The 17354-nt window shown below is 38.4% G+C and carries 16 protein-coding genes, 1 pseudogene and 1 riboswitch; of the genes and pseudogenes, 14 read left to right on the plus strand and 3 right to left on the minus strand.

What is annotated here, in order from left to right; all coding sequences use genetic code 11:
- Nucleotides 1–23: 23 nt before the first annotated feature.
- The 13 genes and pseudogenes from CFK37_RS12045 (at nt 24) to CFK37_RS12105 (ending at nt 14799) form a co-directional block, all read left to right on the plus strand.
- Nucleotides 24–2513 (plus strand): family 43 glycosylhydrolase, encoded by a 2490-nt coding sequence (locus tag CFK37_RS12045; RefSeq protein WP_172840499.1) that lies wholly within the window; start codon nt 24–26, stop codon nt 2511–2513.
- A 108-nt stretch (nt 2514–2621) separates the two neighbouring features.
- On the plus strand, nt 2622–4166 hold the full coding sequence (locus CFK37_RS12050; protein ID WP_089062086.1) for an arylsulfatase: 1545 nt from the start codon (nt 2622–2624) through the stop codon (nt 4164–4166).
- A gap of 223 nt (nt 4167–4389) precedes the next feature.
- Nucleotides 4390–4803 carry a hypothetical protein gene (locus CFK37_RS12055; protein WP_089062087.1) on the plus strand — a complete coding sequence of 138 codons (414 nt, stop codon included), beginning with the start codon at nt 4390–4392 and terminating at the stop codon, nt 4801–4803.
- A gap of 292 nt (nt 4804–5095) precedes the next feature.
- The gene (locus tag CFK37_RS12060) at nt 5096–5743 is read left to right on the plus strand and encodes a hypothetical protein (RefSeq protein ID WP_089062088.1); all 648 of its coding nucleotides are present in this window, start codon (nt 5096–5098) and stop codon (nt 5741–5743) included.
- Nucleotides 5744–6182: 439 nt separating this feature from the next.
- A pseudogene (locus CFK37_RS12065) lies at nt 6183–7006 on the plus strand (sulfite exporter TauE/SafE family protein).
- Nucleotides 7007–7018: 12 nt separating this feature from the next.
- On the plus strand, nt 7019–8419 hold the full coding sequence (locus tag CFK37_RS12070) for a bifunctional metallophosphatase/5'-nucleotidase (protein ID WP_089062089.1): 1401 nt from the start codon (nt 7019–7021) through the stop codon (nt 8417–8419).
- 72 nt (nt 8420–8491) lie between these two features.
- Nucleotides 8492–8794, plus strand: a complete 303-nt coding sequence (locus CFK37_RS12075) for a YunC family protein (protein ID WP_089062090.1) — start codon at nt 8492–8494, stop codon at nt 8792–8794.
- A gap of 116 nt (nt 8795–8910) precedes the next feature.
- Nucleotides 8911–9696, plus strand: coding sequence for a sporulation protein YunB (gene yunB, locus CFK37_RS12080; RefSeq protein ID WP_157724845.1), 786 nt, complete (start codon nt 8911–8913; stop codon nt 9694–9696).
- Nucleotides 9697–9742: 46 nt separating this feature from the next.
- A riboswitch (Lysine riboswitch) is annotated at nt 9743–9918 on the plus strand.
- 116 nt (nt 9919–10034) lie between these two features.
- A complete protein-coding gene (locus tag CFK37_RS12085; RefSeq protein ID WP_089062092.1) occupies nt 10035–11588 on the plus strand; it encodes a Na+/H+ antiporter NhaC family protein in 1554 nt (517 codons plus the stop codon).
- A gap of 183 nt (nt 11589–11771) precedes the next feature.
- Complete coding sequence (locus tag CFK37_RS12090) at nt 11772–13301, plus strand: sodium-dependent transporter (protein ID WP_089062093.1); 1530 nt, start codon at nt 11772–11774, stop codon at nt 13299–13301.
- Between the two features lies 1 nt (nt 13302).
- Nucleotides 13303–13410, plus strand: a complete 108-nt coding sequence (locus CFK37_RS12095) for a methionine/alanine import family NSS transporter small subunit (RefSeq protein ID WP_089062094.1) — start codon at nt 13303–13305, stop codon at nt 13408–13410.
- A 113-nt stretch (nt 13411–13523) separates the two neighbouring features.
- Nucleotides 13524–13862 (plus strand): DUF4870 domain-containing protein, encoded by a 339-nt coding sequence (locus CFK37_RS12100; protein WP_089062095.1) that lies wholly within the window; start codon nt 13524–13526, stop codon nt 13860–13862.
- A gap of 139 nt (nt 13863–14001) precedes the next feature.
- Nucleotides 14002–14799 (plus strand): TIGR00266 family protein, encoded by a 798-nt coding sequence (locus tag CFK37_RS12105; RefSeq protein WP_089062096.1) that lies wholly within the window; start codon nt 14002–14004, stop codon nt 14797–14799.
- 191 nt (nt 14800–14990) lie between these two features.
- On the opposite strand, the gene CFK37_RS12110 is transcribed toward CFK37_RS12105, so the two are convergent.
- Nucleotides 14991–15959, minus strand: coding sequence for a M23 family metallopeptidase (locus CFK37_RS12110; RefSeq protein ID WP_425445343.1), 969 nt, complete (start codon nt 15957–15959; stop codon nt 14991–14993).
- Nucleotides 15960–15974: 15 nt separating this feature from the next.
- The gene (locus tag CFK37_RS12115) at nt 15975–16547 is read right to left on the minus strand and encodes a YhcN/YlaJ family sporulation lipoprotein (RefSeq protein WP_089062097.1); all 573 of its coding nucleotides are present in this window, start codon (nt 16545–16547) and stop codon (nt 15975–15977) included.
- 169 nt (nt 16548–16716) lie between these two features.
- Between CFK37_RS12115 and CFK37_RS12120 the strand changes: the two genes are divergently transcribed.
- Nucleotides 16717–16992 (plus strand): YutD family protein, encoded by a 276-nt coding sequence (locus CFK37_RS12120; RefSeq protein ID WP_089062098.1) that lies wholly within the window; start codon nt 16717–16719, stop codon nt 16990–16992.
- Nucleotides 16993–17012: 20 nt separating this feature from the next.
- On the opposite strand, the gene CFK37_RS12125 is transcribed toward CFK37_RS12120, so the two are convergent.
- The gene (locus CFK37_RS12125) at nt 17013–17291 is read right to left on the minus strand and encodes a hypothetical protein (RefSeq protein WP_089062099.1); all 279 of its coding nucleotides are present in this window, start codon (nt 17289–17291) and stop codon (nt 17013–17015) included.
- Nucleotides 17292–17354 lie beyond the last annotated feature (63 nt).

Consider the following 17354-nt stretch of genomic DNA (forward strand, 5'->3'; position numbering starts at 1 on the left):
TGCAGTTCATGGAGGGAAGATATATGCGTATATTAGTTGCATTTGTCACTACTTTCATCATGATACTCGTTTTAGGCTCGTGTAATAAAATGGATGAAACCGAATCGAGCAAATCAAGTTATAAAAATCCAATGACATTAAACGATGAGTGGGAAGATTACGGATTAGGTGACCCTTATGTATTTAAATATAATGGAATGTACTATTTATATGTTAGTACGAGGGACACGGATGTTGGTGTGAAAGTGTGGAGTTCTGCTAATTTAATAGATTGGAAGTATGAAGGACTTTGCACAGAGGAACCTGAAACAAAAGCAGCTTATGCACCAGAAGTGATTTACTGGAACGGTTATTTCTATATGTATACCTCACCAGCAGGTAATGGTCATTACGTTTTAAAAAGTGAGAGTCCAACGGGGCCGTTCAAAGTAGTAACAGACAATTTTGGCAAATCCATTGATGGCAATGTGTTTATTGATGATGATGGTTCCATGTATTTTTCCCATGCGGGAGCGTCCGGAATTGAGGTGGCACCAATGAGTGATCCCGTAACAATAGGCACCAGTGTAAAAACAGGTGCCTATATGAAAGGCTGGACAGAAGGATCTACCATCTTTAAACGCAATGGGAAATATTATATGACATATACGGGTAACCATGTATTTAGTGACGGTTATCGGATCAACTATGCCGTCAGCGATGATCCTATCAAGGGTTATGTTCCGGCTAAACAGAATCCAATTATCCTTAACTCCGAAGGGCCGATTGTGGGCCTAGGACACAATAGTATTGTAAAAGGTCCAAATCTGGATACGGATTATATTTTTTATCATAATTTGGAGGGTCCTGGGGTAGTCGGTCCTTTACGTCATATGAACATGGACAGGATTGCTTGGAATGGTGACAAATTGACAGTATTAGGACCAACTTTCACAGAACAGCCAGCTCCTGAGCCGCCGGAGTTTCAAGAATACTTTAAGAAGAAAAATATAAGATCTGATTTTGAAAACAGCATTGGAGGCAAGTGGGAGATTTCAACTAAGGGTTTTTTAAGTCAAAGTAAGAAAGGTTCGGCGGATTGGTACAAACAACTGACAAAGAAAGAAACGGCAGCTGGTTATACAGCAGAATTTCATGCGAAAATGGCAAGCACGAACAAGGGAAGCAATGATGCCTTATTTGGTGCAGTTTTTTCCTATCAGGATGAGGAAAATTATGCTGTGGCGTTCTTAAACCCGACAGATAATGTGTTAATGACAAAATTTATTGAGGACGGTACCGAATCAGACTGGAATAAATCTGATTTACCATCGGAATTTGACTATACGAAACTTCATCAAATCCGCGTAGAGAAAGCATTTGATAGGTTTAAAGTTTATGTGGATGGGATGCTTAAACAAACAATTGAATCTGCATTAAATGGTGGAAAAATTGGTTATATAACAGCAAATGCAAAGGCTGATTTCGGATACATTGCCTTTAGTAACCACGTTAATGGCAGTGCAATCTGGGATATCGCTAAACCAGTGCCAGGCACCATCCAGGCTGTTCATTATCAAAGCGGAGGTGAAGGTATTGGGTACGGTGGCATAACAGCGGGGAATGAAAACCAATCATATCGGTCTGACCCAGTGGACATAAGGGGAAGCAGTGAAGATGGTTATTATGCCATGCTGAATCAATCTGGAGAATGGCTCTCGTACAAAGTGAATATAGCTACAGGCGGAACGTATAATGTGGATTTACGCATTGCAACGGAGGTAGACGGTGCAACGTTAAAAATAATGCAAGGAAATCATGATGTTTCAGGAGAAATCAGTCTTCCAAATACAAAAGGAGCACAGAATTGGAAAACAGTAACGATTAAGGGTCTTGAGCTTTCCAAGGGAAAAAAGGATTTGAAGGTAGAATTAATGCAGGGGGAAGCAAGCATTTCCACGATGACCTTTTATGAGGATGCGAATGTCAATGAACTTCGAGATACCTTCACTGAGGGGATGGAATTGGAGTGGACCATGTATGAGAGTTACTGGACTGTTGATGAAGGATTTTTTGCACCAAGTAACAGTACCTTTTCTAAAGCTATGACAGGAAAAGACGGTTGGACAAATTATACGGTAGCTGCAGATATTCAATTGAATAAGGCTGAGGGTGATGCAGGCATTTTGGTAAATGGAGTGAACCCAGCTAATGGAATGGAACTTAATCAACGTAATGGTGATTTTCTTCAAGGATACTATGCCTTTATCAAACCGGATGGCGTTTATTTAGGGAAACAGAATTATAAATGGGAGTTACTGACAAGTGTACCTATGGAACTGTCAATTGATGACGTTCACCACATGAAAGTCGAGGTTGATGGGGCTAACGTGAAAGTGTTTGTTGAGAATATGGAAAAGCCAATCATTGATTATGAAGATATATCTCAGCAACCGTTTACACACGGCAAGGCTGGATTACGAGTCCATAACAATGCTGGTAGTTTTGACAACTTTGTGGTAACTCCGGATTAGATTGTGACGTAACTAAATCATGTTTGGCATCCGGCGATCGCTGCGGAAAAACACTTTCCGCGGGCAGCTGACGTGGGAAAACGATTTTATTTTGGAGGGATATGGCGAATGGATAATAAGCCTAATATATTATTGATACTTGCGGATGATCTGGGGTTTTCTGATTTGGGATGCTTTGGCAGTGAAATCAATACCCCTAATATAGACAGTCTTGCAAATGAGGGATTGCGGTTCACACAATTTTATAATTCAGCCCGCTGCTGTCCAAGCAGAGCATCGTTGCTAAGTGGATTATATCCGCACCAAGCAGGTGTAGGGGAAATGACAGAGGATCTGGAAACACCGGGATATCGGGGACATTTAAAAGATCAATGCGTTACACTTGCGGAGGTTTTAAAACAAGGCGGATACCATACCTATTTATCCGGGAAATGGCATGTCGGAGAAATAGGACCGATTGAAAGGGGCTTTGATGATTTTTACGGGATGCTTGGAGGGTTTACAAGCTTTTGGGATAGAAAAGAATATACTCGGTTGCCTGAAGGGCGAACTGAACGCAGTTATCAAGATGGAGAATTTTATGCGACCGATGCGATTACGGATCATGCACTGGATTTTATCAAGAATTCCCAAGAAGATAACAATCCTTTTTTCCTTTACCTAGCTTATAATGCACCACACTTTCCATTACAAGCACCAAAGGAAGAAATTGCAAAATATGAAAAGGTGTACGAAAAAGGCTGGGATAAGATACGCGAAGAACGCTTGGAAAGAATGAAAAAGCTGCATGTAGTCGATGAGAATACTCAGTTGACACCTCGAGCGGAATATTGGAATCGTGACAGGGATATTCAGGGAACCAATCCTGCATGGGATTCAATCGATCCAGACAGGCAAAAGGACTTGGTTAAAAGAATGGCCATTTATGCCGGTATGGTAGATCGTATGGATCAAAATATTGGGAGAGTAATAGAAAATCTTCGTGAAAATGGAGAATTGGAGAACACACTAATTCTCTTCTGCTCAGATAATGGTGCGTGCGCCGAATGGGATCCATGGGGATTTGATGACTGGATCACCACCTCTAATTTTCTTCATCGAAAAGGTGATTTGGAAAAGATGGGGGGACCTGAATCCTATCATAGTTATGGATCAGGCTGGGCAAACGCATGCAGTACGCCGCTTCAGCTATATAAGCACTATGGTCATGAGGGAGGTATTAGTACACCTTTAATAGCTCATTGGCCTGAGAGGATCAAGCGTGAGGGAGAAATTGATCATCGCCCTGGTCACTTCATAGACTTTATGGCTACATTTGTGGATATTACAGGAGTTCCATATCCTGAAAATCACAAAGGTAACAGAATCCTCCCTATGGAAGGCGAAAGTCTAATGCCAGCTTTCACAGGGGAAGATTCCAAGCCCAGAACCATTTGTTATGAACATGAACAGCATTGCGGAATCCGTCAGGGCAAATGGAAATTATCAAAAATTAAAGAAAAGGACTGGGAACTTTACAATATTGATAATGATCGGACAGAATTGCATAATTTAAAGGATGATTATCCAGAACTGGTTGAAAAAATGAAAAAAGACTGGGAAGAGTGGGCTAGGCGAACAGATGTATATCCCCGTAGGTTAAAACATAGTTAATAAAAATATGATATGTGTCAATTATGGGTAGAAGGTTCATTTGGATAAAATTTTATAACCTTGTTGCAAGAGCGTTTGTGGCAAGGTTTTTTTGTTTGTATTTGGATTCATTTATGCATGGGATTAAAAAATTAATCTGTTTTTTAATATTTGTGCTGTTTAATCTGATATACTTCTTCTATAGACAATATTTGCAGACGAGTATGTGAAAGGGGGGGAATTCATGTATAAAAAGCTACTTATTTTTGTTAGTATAATAACTTTAATTAGCTTAATAGCATACACTCAACTGCGACTTGCAGAAATTGATTTGGTTGAACCTAGCAAGATATATATATTTCAATTTACTTTATATTCTTTTTTATTGGCAATTGTGTTGGAATGGAATGGCTTAAAACAACTATTTAAGGGGAAAATTGGGATTAATTATTTAATTATACCGTGCATAATAGGCGGAATTTTAACCTTCATACCTAAATATCAATGGCTGCATTGGTTTGGGGCTTACCTTGAACCTGAAGGCTTGCGTTGGCTTGGCACACCCTTTTATTTTGAGGGAATACATATAATGATTGCAATAATATCGGGGATCCTTTTGGTTCGTTCATTTGTAAAGACAGATGCGGGGAATGAATAGGTTTAACTTTACAACCACCTTGTCTCGGAATTTTGTTTGTATTTTTTCATGTTTTAAAACTAATATGAATATGATTTATACATATGTTTATAATCATTCCAAAAATTGCTTTTATTAATTATTAATCTATTGTATTTATTATGGAATAATGTTTATATGTTGTATATGCGCCAAAAAGTGGAAGGATCTATTAATTCATCATTATACGGAGTGTATTAGTAAAATAGAGGTCAACCAAAAGTAAGAGTGCTGAATTTGCAAAAGTGTTAAAATTAAAACGGGAGGTGGAAATATGGATAATGAAAATAATAATGCGTACAAAGTAGAAAAAGAGCGGAATAACAAAACGAATTTTGATTTTGGAAAAAGCATTACTGAAACAAAGGGCATACTAAAAGATGCCATTATAAGACCACATTCTGTAGTAAAGTCAAATCATATAATTGGAATTGAAACAAGTGCTCTAATACTTTTTTTGCTTTCAATTATTATAGGTTTATGTAACTTTTTATTCTTTAAATTTGGATTTGATGGGTTAATGAGTATGTTTACAGAGATTGGAATTATGTTTTTTATAACCGGGACTTTATCCTGGATTATTACTTTTGCTGTAGGCTATTTATCACTTTATGCTTTATTGGCGTTTTTCGGAAATGCAAAGTTTTCCCACCATGAATTACTTACAAAGTACGCGGTAGTAAACATTCCATTTGCTGCTATCTTCTGTTTGGTTATACTCTTTTTTGGATTTTTAATGATAGACTTGTTTGTGATAACGTACTTTTTTGCGATAATGTTGTATGGAGTCATTCATATATATCTTTTTCTTGTACATATTAATAAACCAAAGTTTGACTTGTACTGGACCATGGCGGGATATTTACTTATCCTGACAGTAGTTACCTATATGTTAACTGGGATTGACCTTGGTTCATTTTAAAAGTTTAGAACGTATCCCGTAATGAACAACCGACTGATTACGAAAAACTATGAGAAACTGCATAATTGCATAGTGGTACCAACTGATAGCCTTATTTATGATCGGAAGGAAGTAAAATTGAATAAATGCTTTTAAAAAAACTCGCAGATGACGCGAGTTTTTTTGCACGTATATGGCAAACCAATAAAACAACCGCTATTCCTGAAACGTCAAACAAAAACGACGTTCAAAAATAGGTCAGTCAACAACTTTGAAAAGCACAGTACCTACCAATAATTAGAAATGCCATGTAAACCATGCTACTATATTAGGGTAGATGTTTTTAATACTTTAAGAAGAATATAAATCTTTATCGGTATAAAGTATAAAAAAATCTAAGGCTTTCGCCATTAGTTCCCGGTGACAAGCCAAGTTTTTCTAATGATGGCAGATAGAAGGGATGTATTTGGTTTACGTTATATGCATTGTAATTGGTGTCATAACAGCATTTGCTGGAAGTCTGATCGGGCTTGGTGGAGGGATTATACTTATACCAAGCTTATTGATTTTGCATCAGCATTTCAGTGACTTTGCTTGGGCTACACCGCAAACAATTGTCGGTATATCTTTAATTGTAATGGTTTTTACCGCGCTGTCTTCCACTATTTCCTATTTCAGAAAAGGTAGGGTGGATTATAAGACAGGATTATTATTACTATCGGGAAGCATCCCTGGGGGATATTTGGTTCTTGGTTAAATCAGTTTATTGAAGCGGAAAAGTTTTCATTGTATTTTGGTATCTTAATGATCATTTTATCGTTATTGTTTCTGTTTAAACGAAAAAATTCAGCAGGGAAAACTGCAAACGGGCGGAAACACATGAGGTCTTTCACTCTTGACGGCGAAACCTATCATTACTCCGTTTCCTTTTGGGCTGCGTTTATTGTTTCATTGTTTGTCGGAACGTTATCTGGACTGTTTGGAATTGGTGGCGGCTCCATTATGGTCCCAATCATGATTTTAATGTTTGGATTTCCAGCCCACATTGCGATTGCTACATCGATGTTCATGATTCTTTTTATTAGTATGATCAGTGCGGGTACACATATTTTACTTGGTCATGTTGCCTGGCAATATGTTTTGTTTTTTATCCCTGGTGCTTTAATTGGTGGTACAATTGGTGCAAAGGTGAATCATAGATTAAAAAGCCAGGTACTTGAATGGCTTTTACGTGCAATTTTGATTATTGGTGGAATACGGTTAATTATCGAAGGTCTGACATAAGGAGTAGGTAGCGTGGAGGAAAAGTTATTCTTTTATTATACGAACGATTTACATAGTAATTTTGACCAATGGGCACGTGTTGCAGGTTATTTAAAAGAAGCAAAAGATAGGAAACAGGCAGATGATCAATCTTGCTGGTTAGTTGATATTGGCGACCATGTCGACCGCGTCCATCCAATTGCAGAGGCCTTTATGGGAAAGGCGAATGTACAGTTAATGAATGATGTGGGATATGATGTTGTTACCTTTGGGAATAACGAAGGAATCACGCTTGCTCATGATGACCTGTATCACCTGTATGATCATGCAAAATTTGATGTGGTGTGTGCAAACCTGCAAAATCTTCGGGGCGATAATCCCCCTTGGTTTCATCCGAGCGTAAACGTTACTTCTGTTAATGGAGTAAAGGTTGGGATTATTGGATTAACCGCCCCATTTAATGCATTTTATGAATTGCTGGATTGGCATATTTTGCCCCCATTAGAAATTTTGGACCAGTATGTTAAACATCTTGCTGAACAGACGGATGTGATTGTTCTGCTGTCCCATTTGGGTGTAACGGAGGATCAGGAGATAGCACGCAGGTATGACGAAATTGATGTCATCATTGGCGGACATACTCATCATTTATTACGCACGGGAGAGACAGTAAATAACACAATCATCACCGCGGCCGGTAAACATTGCACATTTGTCGGTGAGGTAATCCTGACGTGGGACCATGACCTGAAGAAGCTAGTAAAAAAAGAGGCGTATACTACCGATATCAGCCACCTGGCGAAAGATTTACAAACGGAACAAAATCTGAATGATCTTATCGTTCAGTCAGATAAGGTTTTGGAAGAAACAGTTGTCAGGCTGGATAAAACCATTGAGGTGAGTTGGTTCCGGGATACAAAAATAATGGAAAAGTTAGTGGGGACATTGAAGAATTGGACAAAGGCAGACTGTGCCATGCTGAATGCTGGTGTCTTGCTTGATCAGTTTGAAGCAGGCGAAGTAACGCTTAAAGATATCCACCGAATTTGTCCACATCCGATTAATCCTTGCGTCGTGGCGTTAAAAGGAGATGAACTGATTGAAGTGATTCGTGCTTCTTTTACAAGAGAGTTCATGGAATTACAGCTTAAAGGATTCGGATTTCGTGGGGAAGTACTTGGCAGAATGATTTATGCAGGTGTTGAGGTTGAGACAGAAATTAGAGAAGACGGTCAGGAATTTGTGAAAGATATCAGGATGAATGGACGAGCAATTGATCCTGATTATTCCTATCATGTAGCAACAGCTGATACGTTCACATTTGGAAGACTTTTGCCTGAAGTTGCTAAATCTGAAACAAAAAAATACTTTTTACCTGAATTTCTTCGTGATTTATTAACCAATACATTAAAAAAGGATTATGGTTCACGGTAACTAGGCGAGTAGCACCTGGGTCTCTATCCGCATACATATATATGGTGATAGGGAAAAGGGGGAAATACTTGCATGATTACTGTAAATCCTTTGGAAATCGATGGAATGTTTTTTACTGCGATAACTGTCGAACTGCCAAAAACAAACCTGCTTATGATTTCGAATGATATTGGATATATTATGTGCGGTGCACTTGATGTTGATCTTTTAAACGAGAAGCTGGCTGATCGGAATATTATTGCTGGCAGGGCTGTAGGGGTTAAAACGATTGACGAATTATTACACGCTCCACTTGAAAAAATAACCGATGCATCAAAGCCGTATGGCTGGGAAGTAGGAATGATTGGAAAAGAAGCATTGGGGCACATATCCTGACTAGTATGCTTTCCACTGCGTAAGGCATACTAAGTTTTTTAATTAAAGTTACTTTGAATATTAATTCTAACCTTCTTAAAACAAGCATAACTTGTGTTAAGGGGGTTTTATTATTGATGCAACCGAGGATATTTAACTTTAAGAAAAAAAATAGAACGCCACCTCCAGTTAAATACATATTGGTGATTACATGTGTCATATTTGTTGCAGCGGTATGGTTCAGTATTTGGTTTATTGGCAATAAGATACAACCTACCATAATGGAGATTGCCGAGGTAAAAACAACCGAGTTTGCAACGCGAGCTATTAATGCTGCAGTAAAATCAAGTGAAAATCTAACATTTAATGAGTTAATCGATCTTAAATATGATGATGAAGGAAATGTAACCTGGATGGGTTGGAATGCGGCTACGTATAATAAGGCTTTAAGAACAGTTACCCAGCGTGCTGAAAGCTTTTTATACAATATGAATAAAGGGGAAACCGTCGATACCGATGACCCGGATTTACCACCCGTGGATTATGATGATTCTGCAAATGATTTAGCGGATAAGGATCCTACTGTTATAGAAATTCCTATTGGGCAGGCATTTGGGAACACAATTCTGGCAAATCTGGGACCAAAAATACCAGTGAATTTTGAAATTGTCGGTGCTATTCAGTCAGATATCTTTACGGAAGAGAATGAAGTTGGAATTAATGGTTTTTTATACCAAATATACGTTGAAGTACAAGTGAATGTGCAAATTGTGATTCCTTTTGCTACAGATACAGCAGAAGTCAGCACAAAGATTTTTCTTGACTCCGGAACTATAATGGGAGATGTACCAGATTTCTATGGCGGTGGAAACGGCACCCCGCCAATAGCAATTCCAAAGAATGACTTGCAAGATAATGAATAACTTAGTATAATAAAACAATAATTTCATAGACTAAACCTTATCAGATCGGTGAGGTAGAGGTGCAGACAGAAAGAGTAATCAATAGGAGAATGACAACGTTGATCATTGATGAAAGGGCTGTTTGCCGAAGTGTAGGAAGTTGTCAAACTTTCTATTGCTGGTATAGTTTTGAATAAAGGCTGTACTGTCATGTTCAAATGTGCATGGAGAACTACTGATCGAAATGGAGGATAACGTATATTGTTGAAACAATGATGGGTTATTTTCTATCATTGTTTTTTTATGTACTTTTTTACGTATCTCCGTGCACTTTCATAAAATATATGGAGGTAAGAAGGATGGAAGGAACGATTTATTCACTAATACCAGCATTGCTTATGCTTGTGTTAGTACTGCTAACAAAAAGAGTGTTATTATCCCTTGGAATTGGAATTATAGTGGGGGCCTTATTTATCCATGATTTTAATCTGCTAGGCTCCGTTAATGAGATATGGATTGTTTTCTATCAAATTTTCTACACGTCTGAAGGATTGAACGTAGGGAATCTGTTATTATTAGGGTTTTTGCTGCTTTTAGGAATTACGACGGCTTTTCTAACAGCCTCGGGTGGGAGCAGTGCTTTTGGAGAGTTTATGATTAAACGGGTTAAAACCCGTGCAGGTGCCCAAGTAATGACCGCGGTATTGGGTGTTATTATTTTTATAGATGATTATTTCAATGCGCTGGCAGTTGGCCAAATAGCCCGCCCGCTTACAGACAGGCATAAGGTTTCACGCGCCAAGCTTGCTTATTATATTGATTCTACATCAGCTCCGGTAACTGTTCTTTCCCCAATTTCGAGCTGGGGGGCTTATATTATAGGCGTTCTAGGCAGTTTATTTGTGGCAAATGGAATAACGGATTTACAGCCACTTGAAGCATTTGTTAAAATGATTCCACTTAACTTTTATGCGATTGGTGCACTGATACTAGTATTTTTTACAGCTTACTTAAAAATGGATATTGGTCCAATGCGTGCACATGAAAAACGTGCTGTGGAAAAAGGAGAATTAATTGACCCCGAGGAGAAAAATATTCCAGGGGATCTAGGGGAAGTATTCCAGCCGCATAAAAATGGTAAGCTATATCATTTACTTGTCCCTATTATTGTCTTAGTAATTGGTACAGTTGTAGCAATGATTGTCACAGGCGCAAAAGCAAGTTCAGATGTTACGTTACTAAACATTTTTGCCAATACGAATGTGAACTTATCGTTATTCATTGGCGGGGTTCTTGCAGTTGTGATTGCCCTCATTTTTCACCTGCTACTGAGTCAGCCAAGGGTCAACAGCTTTAAAATATTCGTTGAAGGTATAAAGACGATGCTTCCGGCTATTTATATTCTGTTATTAGCATGGATGATCGGAGCCATTATTGATACACTTGGAACAGGTAATTACCTGGCAGAACTAGTGGAAAGGATGTCCATTGATTCCGCGTTCTTACCAGTTATATTCTTTCTTATTGCCAGTTTGATGGCATTAGCAACGGGAACCTCGTGGGGAACTTTTGGCATTATGCTGCCGATTGCCGCAGAAATTACAGTAATCACGGATGTATCCCTATTATTACCATCCCTTGCTGCAGTGTTAGCTGGTTCAGTATTCGGAGATCATTGCTCACCTATTTCTGACACGACTATTTTGTCATCAACCGGAGCAGGATCCAATCACATCGCCCATGTTCTGACACAACTGCCTTATGCTTGTATTGCAGCGTTAGTGGGATGCGTCAGCTTTATTGTGATAGGATTTTCGGGAAGCATACTTTTATCGCTGCTGTTAACAATCGTGTTAATAATAGCCGTCAGCCTCTTTATTCACTTTATTAATAAAACAACAACAACTATATAGCACGATGTACAGCTGTCGGATGACCATTCATTCGACAGCTTTTTATTTGTTTTGACATAGTCATAAAGTACCGTTATAATAAAATCATAAATATCTGAAAAAAGTAAAGATTTATAACATTACTTCTTATTTTTTTCATAGATATAAATAGAAAGAATGACTAGTAATGGGGAGGTAGAAACAATGGAGACAAGGTCTCAGTGGGGAACACGAGCAGGTTTTATTATGGCTGCAGTTGGTTCGGCAATTGGTTTAGGCAACATTTGGCGATTTCCATCGGTGGCGTATGAAAATGGTGGTGGCGCATTCTTTATACCATATTTATTTGCACTTCTTACAGCAGGAATTCCGATTCTTATCATGGAATTCACAATGGGTCATAAGTACAAAGGCTCAGCACCACTAACGTACAAAAGAATTAATAAAAAAGCTGAATGGGTAGGCTGGTGGGCGGTAATAGTCGCTTTCGTTATCTCTACCTATTACTCGGTCATTATTGCCTGGGCAATATCATATTCCATTTTCTCCTTTAATTTAAGCTGGGGGAAAGACACGGAAGGTTTCTTGTTTGGTGATTATTTAAACCTAACGGATCCGGGGCAAATGGGCAGCTTCGTACCTAGTGTACTTATACCATTAATTATTGTTTGGATTGTTGTATTAGGAATTTTATTTAAAGGTGTTAAAAAAGGGATTGAGGTAGCGAATCGAATTTTCATACCAGCATTGGTAATTATTTTCCTTATTATTGTAATTCGTGCAGTAACGTTACCTGGTGCATTGTCAGGATTAGAGGCGTTTTTCGCACCTGATTTTGATAAAATTCTGGAGCCTGGGGTATGGGTTGCAGCGTACGGGCAAATATTCTTTAGTATGTCAATTGCGTTCGCTATTATGATTACGTATTCCAGTTACCTGCCAAAAAAATCCGATATTACGAATAATGCATTTATCACTGGATTTGGTAACTCAAGTTTTGAATTACTATGTGGAATCGGTGTGTTCTCAGCACTTGGATTTATGGCTACCCAACAAGGGGTTCCAATTGACGAAGTAGTTGCAGGTGGAGTAGGGCTGGCATTTGTTGTATTCCCGCAAATCATCAATCAGTTTCCAGCGCTTAATGAGCTCTTCGGCTTCTTATTCTTTGCTTCATTAGTTCTTGCAGGATTGACGTCATTGATGTCCATTACGGAAACATATGTAGCTGGACTGGTAGATAAATTTAACATTTCAAGAAATAAAGCAGTTTTATTTGGTGGAGGACTTGCAGCGGTAATATCATTATTATTTGCTACACAGGGTGGACTTAACTTCCTTGACGCAGCAGATTACTTTATTAACCAATTTGGTGTCGCATTCTTAGGGTTAGTCGAGGTTGTCTTGATGGCCTGGATATTCCGTAAGTTAAATGAATTCAAAGCGCATGCCAATGAAATTTCTGACATCCAATTAGGGGCATGGTGGACCGTAAGCTTAAGTGTAATTACACCAATTGTCTTAGGTTATCAGATGTTTGGCTTATTTAAAGAAAACTTATTGAAACAATTTGATACTCCGACCGGCAACTATAGTGGGTATACGGATGCGTTTATCTTTTATGGTGGCTGGTTAATTGCCATCGGCGCAATCGTTGTAGGTATCCTATTGTCATTCAGCAAGTGGAGAGCTAACCGCGAATTTAAAGATCAAGCTTCTAAGGGAGGCGAATAATATGAGTGCCAGTGCAATCTTTGTTATGGTATTAGGTATAGTTATTATTTGGGGCGGACTTGCGGCGAGTATTATCAATGCCGTTAAGAAAGCTAAACAGGCAAAATAAGGTTCATTAAAAACCATTGCGGTTGTAAATCACAACTGCAATGGTTTAACTATGTTATAGGTAAATTATATGGTAGGATAACAAATGAAATATGCATGTAAAGGGGTGAACCTATGTCTGATTATAACCAAGTATCAAATGATGAACGTTTACTTGCGATGTTACTTTATCTGGTAAGCTTTCCATTGCCTATATTGGGGCCATTAGTCATTTGGCTGATTAAAAGAGATGGATCGGCATTTATCGACTATCATGGTAAAGAATATTTTAATTTTTTCATATCCTACAGTATCTATGCATTTATTAGTACTATATTAATTATTTTATTAATTGGTTTACTTCTAATTTGGATTGTAGGAATTATGGCTGTGGTCTTTACAATTGTTGCGCTAATTAAGGCGTATAGTGGTGAAAGATATCGTTTTCCATTGATTTTTAGGCTGATTAAATAATAATTTAATACGGGAACGAGAAAGCCGTGAATTTTGCGGGGTTTTTCTTATCCATTTTTGATTTGCTATATTATGGAAGTGCTATATAATAAAAAACGTTGATATTAATCTAATAATTAAGTCAAAGGGGATGAAGAAAATGAATAACCACGAAATTGATTACAAACTACATGGCGATGACATGCAATTTGTTGAAATTGAACTAGATCCACAGGAAACAGTAATTGCAGAGGCCGGAAGTTTAATGATGATGGAGGATCAGATTCGCATGGAGACAATTTTCGGAAGCGGGTCAGATGATCAACAGGGTGGCCTAATGGGCAAGCTTCTTGGTGCGGGTAAACGTGTCATAACCGGCGAGAGTTTATTTATGACAACATTCACGAATGAAGGATCTGGTAAAAAACATGCGTCATTCGCTGCGCCGTATCCAGGTAAAATCATACCAATGGATCTTAGTGAGATTAATGGAAAATTGATTTGCCAAAAGGATTCATTCCTTGCGGCTGCTAAGGGAGTAGCAATCGGCATCGAATTTCAAAAGAAAGTTGGCACAGGTTTTTTCGGTGGCGAAGGTTTTATCATGCAAAAACTGGAAGGTGATGGAATGGCCTTTGTTCACGCTGGGGGAACGATGTACAAAAAAGTTCTTGAACCAGGTGAAACATTGCGTGTTGACACCGGTTGTCTTGTTGCCATGACAGGTGATGTAGACTACAATATCGAATTTATTGGTGGTGTTAAAACTGCTTTATTCGGTGGCGAAGGTTTATTTTTTGCAACTCTTAGAGGACCAGGTACAGTATGGACTCAGTCCTTACCATTTAGCCGATTAGCAAGTCGGGTGTTCGCTGCAGCACCTGAGAAAGGCGGATCTCAAGGTGAAGGAAGTATTGCTGGTGGATTATTTGGTTTATTAGGCGGCGATAGAAAGTAGATAGAAAAAGTTCAACCTTGTGCAGATTTCACACAAGGTTGAACTTTTCTTAAAAGATAAAAATATGTGAAATATGTCTAGCTTCAGCGCCCAGAAGTTGCAGTATAAGCAATGGACACTACTAACGCTAAACCCATGCGTTCTCCGGTCCCTTGCTTATGCGTCGGCTTCTAAACAGCACTTACCTTTTCTTATTTCTTTGATTTATCCATCCGTTCCCATTTCTTTAAGTATGGATATGGATCAAATGACCATTCACTGTACCCGTTATCCTTGTACATCCCATAATGCAGATGTGGTGGGAACTTGCCTGATGTTCCAGGAGGACCATACCCCGTAGAACCAACGTAACCAATAACGTCACCTGGTTTAATGATCTGTCCTACTTTTATACCGTCCTTATATTTGCTCAGATGGGCATAGTAGTGGTAAATGTTATGAACGTCCCGAAGGCCAATTCGCCATCCGCCGAATAGGTTCCAGCCCATTAATTCAACAACGCCATAGGTTGATGATCTAACAGGTGTTCCATAGTCGGCAAAAATATCTGTTCCTTCATGTATTCGCAGGCCACCGAATCCCCGTCTATTTCCCCAGGTATTGTTATAACTGTAATTATAATTGGATGGTAGTGGAAATACGCGGTCGGTTAATTCAATGCCATTAAATTTATTGAAAACGCGCGCTGTGTCCATAATCGATTGAACACTCAAATCACGCTGATAATAATTCCAGAGCGCAATTTTAATATCTTCTTTTGAATATCCATAGCTCTGCAAATATTGACCCATTGTATATAAAATGTCCTCAGGATTTTTGGGATCGGCCTTTTGATCTCCATTTCCGTCCCTTCCAATTCCATTAAAAATTGTGATGGCTGTTTCACTTTTATTATTTATATTACCAGGGCCAAACCATTTTACTGGTTCAAAGGAAATGGAAATAATCTGGGAAGAAGGTACATCCTTTTGAATATTTCGCTCGTATTGATCTATTGCGGCAAAATAATACCAGGGTATTGATGTAATAGCCTCTGTTTTTTTATAGAGTTCCATCCGTTTTTTATACATGTCATCATTTTCTTCGGCGTGAAGAGTATCTGTGCTTACCAGTATAAAAAGGAAAACGAGCATAGCGCAAATTATTCGGTACATTTTCATAGCAGCATCACCTTGTTATTTATTCTCATTTTCGATTCCCTGGGGTGATTTTTTCATTTCTTTAATGATTGATTGAATGGTATTCTGATAAGATGCCCCCTGCATGGTATTACTGTTATGCAGACTGTGAATTTGTGGTATCAGACTTTCGTTATCCGAAACATAAACATGGAAATACTTTGGCATAACAGAAACAGCAGATTTCTTAGCAATGTCTGCGGCTAAGTTTTTATCAAGCCCATCGCTTTTACCATAAGCAATCAATACCTCTTTATCTGTAACTAATGTAGCGACTTCCTCGAATCCATCGTTGCGAAGAATAATTCTGGAAATCATATCTGCCATCTTGTGGCGATCCATGGTTACCGCATGGTTATTCTCATTGTTATTTCTTAATTGATCCTTTGTGTAATGTACATAACCTAGTCGATTTTCTTCTTCAAATGTATTAGGGGTATCATCATTTCGAGTCGGGTCCAGCTCATTTCTTATTTGTTCCTGTTCGTCTCCTGCTTCTTGATCTGACGTACCACATGCTGACATTACCAATGTACATAGTAAAAGAACGAATGCAAATTTTTTATACATAGATTTTCCCGCCTTTTTTATGTTTTCTACCTGAGGTTATTTTGCATCATCTAAATAATTTCATTCATCTGACAGAAGAAAAGTTTTTACAAGTAAATTAAAGATAATATCTGGTTGAAAGGGAGAACTTTATGGTAAACTATAGTCAGTTTAAGAGGGGTGAGACGTGGTGATTGAGTTATATGGAAAGACATATGAAATATTGGAAAACAACAAAGATGGTTTTGACTCCGAGCGGTTAAATGAACGATTCTCTGATATATTGTCAAAATATGATTTTATAGTTGGGGACTGGGGATATGATCAACTTCGGCTACGAGGATTTTACGATGACCAGAATACAAAAGCAGCCTTCGATTCCAAAATAAGTACATTAGATGATTATTTATACGAGTATTGCAATTTTGGATGCGCATATTTCGTTTTAAAGAAAATAGACAAATAAGAGCAGTAGTTCACAAAGAACTACTGCTCTTCTTCTGGTAGGACTTCTCCTTCTTCATCATGAAGCGGATGTGATCCTGGTGCCTGTCTTGGCAAGTCTTCATGTTGCTCCTGGTCCGGGTAGGTAAAAGCACTTTTACGCCGCTGTCCTTCTTCCCAGGGGGTCGATTTAAGTTGTACAGGCTCATCATCGTTTATGGGAGAGCCAACCGGACCTTCCGGGAATTCTTCTGGTACTAATTCGTTTCGCTGTCTCTCTACGTTATCAACCTCAGAGTAGTTTCTTTTCTTCTTCTTCATATTAATGCCCCTTTTTTGATTAGAGTTTGTGTAAAGGGGAAACTTTATTCATTACAAATAATT

Source organism: Virgibacillus phasianinus, from assembly GCF_002216775.1.
GTDB lineage: Bacteria > Bacillota > Bacilli > Bacillales > Amphibacillaceae > Virgibacillus_F > Virgibacillus_F phasianinus.

What these genes read in the sequence shown, in the direction of transcription:
- CFK37_RS12045 (WP_172840499.1), top strand. Translation starts at nt 24, where the DNA reads ATGCGTATATTAGTTGCATTTGTCACTACTTTCATCATGATACTCGTT.
- CFK37_RS12050 (WP_089062086.1), top strand. Translation starts at nt 2,622, where the DNA reads ATGGATAATAAGCCTAATATATTATTGATACTTGCGGATGATCTGGGG.
- CFK37_RS12055 (WP_089062087.1), top strand. Translation starts at nt 4,390, where the DNA reads ATGTATAAAAAGCTACTTATTTTTGTTAGTATAATAACTTTAATTAGC.
- CFK37_RS12060 (WP_089062088.1), top strand. Translation starts at nt 5,096, where the DNA reads ATGGATAATGAAAATAATAATGCGTACAAAGTAGAAAAAGAGCGGAAT.
- CFK37_RS12075 (WP_089062090.1), top strand. Translation starts at nt 8,492, where the DNA reads ATGATTACTGTAAATCCTTTGGAAATCGATGGAATGTTTTTTACTGCG.
- yunB (WP_157724845.1), top strand. Translation starts at nt 8,911, where the DNA reads ATGCAACCGAGGATATTTAACTTTAAGAAAAAAAATAGAACGCCACCT.
- CFK37_RS12085 (WP_089062092.1), top strand. Translation starts at nt 10,035, where the DNA reads ATGGAAGGAACGATTTATTCACTAATACCAGCATTGCTTATGCTTGTG.
- CFK37_RS12090 (WP_089062093.1), top strand. Translation starts at nt 11,772, where the DNA reads ATGGAGACAAGGTCTCAGTGGGGAACACGAGCAGGTTTTATTATGGCT.
- CFK37_RS12095 (WP_089062094.1), top strand. Translation starts at nt 13,303, where the DNA reads ATGAGTGCCAGTGCAATCTTTGTTATGGTATTAGGTATAGTTATTATT.
- CFK37_RS12100 (WP_089062095.1), top strand. Translation starts at nt 13,524, where the DNA reads ATGTCTGATTATAACCAAGTATCAAATGATGAACGTTTACTTGCGATG.
- CFK37_RS12105 (WP_089062096.1), top strand. Translation starts at nt 14,002, where the DNA reads ATGAATAACCACGAAATTGATTACAAACTACATGGCGATGACATGCAA.
- CFK37_RS12110 (WP_425445343.1), bottom strand. Translation starts at nt 15,959, where the DNA reads ATGAAAATGTACCGAATAATTTGCGCTATGCTCGTTTTCCTTTTTATA.
- CFK37_RS12115 (WP_089062097.1), bottom strand. Translation starts at nt 16,547, where the DNA reads ATGTATAAAAAATTTGCATTCGTTCTTTTACTATGTACATTGGTAATG.
- CFK37_RS12125 (WP_089062099.1), bottom strand. Translation starts at nt 17,291, where the DNA reads ATGAAGAAGAAGAAAAGAAACTACTCTGAGGTTGATAACGTAGAGAGA.